Source organism: Candidatus Cloacimonadaceae bacterium (assembly GCA_030693415.1).
Taxonomy (GTDB): domain Bacteria; phylum Cloacimonadota; class Cloacimonadia; order Cloacimonadales; family Cloacimonadaceae; genus JAUYAR01.
Window position 1 is genome coordinate 1 of sequence record JAUYAR010000174.1, and the last position, 3,690, is coordinate 3,690.

The following is a 3,690-nucleotide window of genomic DNA, read 5'->3' on the forward strand; positions in this document are numbered from 1 at the left end:
ATATTGATTGCTCAATGGCTTCCAATGTGCATGAATCCAAGCTCTGCTTAGGTCGTCCCATTTCTCACTCCTTCTAAGTTTAGATATGAGACAATATAATCAGTATTTATGGCATGTCAATATAAATCTTGTATTATACGGTTTCGTTGGATTCTTCCTCCGCCTTTGCAAATATCTCCACGCTGAGGCGTTTTGCCAGTGCGGGATAGTATTCCTGCACGTAATCCCGGATGCCACTTTCGATATCGCCGTATTTTTCGATGACGGCTTTAGTGAATCCGGCTTTGATACCGATGTGGTTCATTGCCTTGATCGTCACCAGTTCGGGCTCTTCGCCATAGAGGTTCTTGAGGAAAGTGTGCAGTGATTTATCCAGCTTCACTGCGTTGTTCAGGCTCTTGTATTGGGTGTAGGCAAAGTATCCGGCAAGCGCCGTCCCGCCTAAAACCAGCATAGTTTTTACAGCTTTGTTCATTATATCACCTCGCTTATCTAAAATAGGTTAACGCAAACTCTGATGCGCGCAAAGATGTATTACGCGGTAAATGCACCACCGGCAGTAGTGGATCATGCTGCAGCAGGCTGCGGATACTGAAATATCACTACTCTGTTGGCAGCAGGCTCATCCTGCGGATGCTTTGGTAAGTTCCGGCAGTCAGGCGGTAAAGATACACTCCCGCTGAGACCGGTATTCGGTTGTCGTCCTTGCCGTTCCAAGCAGTGCTGTGAGTTCCGGCGATCTGGTTGTTATCCACAAGAGTGCGGACTTTTTGTCCCCGGCTATTGAAGATATCAATGCGGACGGGCAGGTTCTCCTTGAGGTTATAGCTGATGTTGGTGGAGCACTTGAAGGGATTCGGGCTGTTGCCGGTAAGCGCTGTACCGGTGACGGGGGCTACATTGTCGTCGTTTGAGACTACTGATGTGTATGAATAGGTAATGCTGGAAGAAGTGGGATTGGAAAGCACGTAATTCACACGATAGGCGCCCGCAGCCACAGGATCAAGGAAAAAAAATGTTCCCGTGCCTTCTTCCCGCACTTCAGTGCAGTTATTGGGTGAATCAAAAATCAAAGTGCTCACTCTTATGGGGAAGTTGGATTGAAGCGAGAAACTTGATGCAGGCTGTATCACGTTGTATTTCAGATAATCCGCCGCATAGGGCTGGATGGTTTGATTGTTCAGAGCCGGAGATGTGTTTAGCGATGTCATGGTAAAGCTCGGCAGAGCAAGCTGTGCGTAATTGTAAAGTCCTTCTCCCGGCGTAAGGCGATCCAGCGCATTGGCAATGTTCCAATTGCAAAAAATATCAGCAAAGGTTAGATTCGGATAGTGAATCGCTATCTCCTGAATCAGGGAAACGATGCCGTTGGATGGGTTTTCGACCAGACTACGGATCATTCCTGTGGAGTCATAATGTTCCTGCAAGTATGTGAAGAAAAGCATTACTTTGACGTAGTCCGCGAAGGTCTGATTCCAGGCAGTGAGGTTGTTATCGGGAGCGGAGGGGAAACCGGTGATCGGGTCTGGAATTCCATATACGACCATTGCCAGCTCGGCGCATCCTTCGTTTAGCCAGGTTTCTTCGTTTGCATCCTGTCCCCAATGGATCAGATGCGCCAGCTCATGCGCCAGCACCGAAAGCCGGATCGGGGTGACCGGACTGAGCGGATAGCAGGTCATGTAGATCATCTCGCATTCGTTGCTGTGTCCTGGAGGATTCATCTGCTGGGCTTGCGCCTCGGTAACCTGATTATAGGGGCTGAAATATCCGTCGAAGGAAGTTCCTTGGAAAGATCCGAGGGCGGAATAGAATACGATCAGCCGCGGATCGTTATCCAGTTCGTCTGGAATAGGACCAAAGAGACCGATGTCCATCTCGATCGCTCCCTGGGTGGGATCGTTCACGGTGCTGTCCTCCAACCGAAATAATATAGTATCGACATTCCCCTGTGTCATGTGGACGTTCCATTCGCTGTCTGCCACAAATATGTAGCAGTGTTCTCCCACTGCTCTGCAAGTGGCGGAAGTCTGGATCCACAGCGGAGGCATCACAGAGAGGTTCCAGCGCCAAAAGATCTGCGTGTCGCCTACATTGTAGTGGCGGGGAGTGCGTTCTCTGAGAGCTTGATGTTCCGGGGTGTCCTTGTATTGGGCTGCCTGGATACCGAGGTCTCTTTGCAAAGCTCTCCATTCTGGTGGTAAAGTTGCCGCCAGGGGGAGGATGAGTAGCAGTAAGATGGTAATGAGTATGTATTTCATATCTTCTCTCCTTGTAAGTATTTATTTATGAAAATGGGGTGGAGAATTCCGATTCTCCACTGCCGAATCCGATCTGCGCCAAAGGGTGTCTATATCTCCCGACAAATAGATGAAAGCTTTACCGCGGATCAGGACACGGCTGTTCAGGACTTCCACTTCAAAATCTCCTCCGCGCCGGGAAGCCTGATAGCCCTTGAGTATTGTTTTATTCAGCTTTGCCGACCAGTAGGGTGCAAGGTAGGTCTGGGCAGAACCGGTGACGGGATCTTCGTTGATGCCTTCCCAAGGAGCGAAATAGCGGCATACGTAATCAAAATAACCGCTGGATGTGACGGCAATGCCAAAATATGGCAGGTCTTTCATCGCTGCAAGAGCCTCGAAATCAGGTCGCATATCGAGAATGTTCTGCGCATCCGGATAGACAAGGATCAGATTGCGGGAAGCTCCGGCGGATAGAATCTCCATAGGGCAAAGCGGGCTAAGCGCTTGCAGGAGAGCAGCGTCCACTGTGTGCTGCACTGAAGTCTCCAGAGGGAAATCCAGCTCGATCAAGCCTTCTTTCCTGCGGGCAGTGAGCCTTCCCGAAAGGCTCTGGAAGGTGAGCAGGTCAGCATCCTTTTCTCTAAAAGCAAAAAGGCTCTTCGCCGAAGCGAGGGTGGCGTGACCGCAAAGGGAAACCTCAACTTCCGGAGTGAACCAGCGTATCTGGTATTCCCCAGCTCCGATCCTCTGCAGGAAAGCTGTTTCTGAAAAGCCAAATTCCGCAGCCAGAGCGAGCATTTCACCGTCGGAAGGATACTCCTCCACGAGCACAACTGCCGCGGTGTTGCCCGTGTAATAGTTTTCCGAGAAAGCATTTACGAAATAGACGGGGTCTTTCATCCGATTCTCCCTTCCCCTTATGCGCTTATATTAGAAACAATACTATGCCCAACAGGGTATTTATGTCAAGAACTATCTTCCGCCGGAATCCAGAAACAGCGGAATTTTCGATATGTTTCAGGACAAGTTCTGCGCTAAACGTGTGTTGTAGCGCAGCATGTCGATGCTGGGGACGCGATAATTTTCTCCGAGAGTTTCTATCCTCCGCAGGATCGGCGGAGACTGTTCAAGTAAATTCCCTTAAATTTCAATAAATTAGCGTTTCGGAAATCAAGAAAAGTGGGCGAAAGGCATCCTTAGGCAGGGGTTGCCTTGAATTGACAGATCGTCTACGCAGAGAACACTTCAGTAAAAATCAATCATTTTTCGTGGGGAAAAGCCTTATGCTTATAGCCGCGACCATAGGACTGTTTATGGACAATATGTATATTTAAACAAATGATAGAAAATCATTTACAACTTTTGCCTTCTAACTATTGTGGCGCCCAAATTTACCTGAATGAAGGAAGCCAAAAATGAAGAAAAGTGTACATGTCCAGAACCATGT

Annotated in this window: 3 protein-coding genes; all 3 read right to left on the reverse strand. The window is 48.9% G+C overall.

The window, feature by feature from the left end; all coding sequences use genetic code 11:
* Window positions 1-133 precede the first annotated feature (133 nt).
* Window positions 134-475, reverse strand: a complete 342-nt coding sequence (locus Q8M98_11210; protein MDP3115321.1) for a hypothetical protein — start codon at window positions 473-475, stop codon at window positions 134-136.
* Window positions 476-602: 127 nt separating this feature from the next.
* Complete coding sequence (locus Q8M98_11215; GenBank protein MDP3115322.1) at window positions 603-2,261, reverse strand: FlgD immunoglobulin-like domain containing protein; 1,659 nt, start codon at window positions 2,259-2,261, stop codon at window positions 603-605.
* A gap of 21 nt (window positions 2,262-2,282) precedes the next feature.
* Entirely contained in the window at window positions 2,283-3,143 is an 861-nt protein-coding gene (locus Q8M98_11220; GenBank protein ID MDP3115323.1) for a PhzF family phenazine biosynthesis protein, read from the reverse strand.
* Window positions 3,144-3,690: the final 547 nt, after the last annotated feature.

What these genes read in the sequence shown, in the direction of transcription:
- Q8M98_11210 (MDP3115321.1), bottom strand. Translation starts at nt 475, where the DNA reads ATGAACAAAGCTGTAAAAACTATGCTGGTTTTAGGCGGGACGGCGCTT.
- Q8M98_11215 (MDP3115322.1), bottom strand. Translation starts at nt 2,261, where the DNA reads ATGAAATACATACTCATTACCATCTTACTGCTACTCATCCTCCCCCTG.
- Q8M98_11220 (MDP3115323.1), bottom strand. Translation starts at nt 3,143, where the DNA reads ATGAAAGACCCCGTCTATTTCGTAAATGCTTTCTCGGAAAACTATTAC.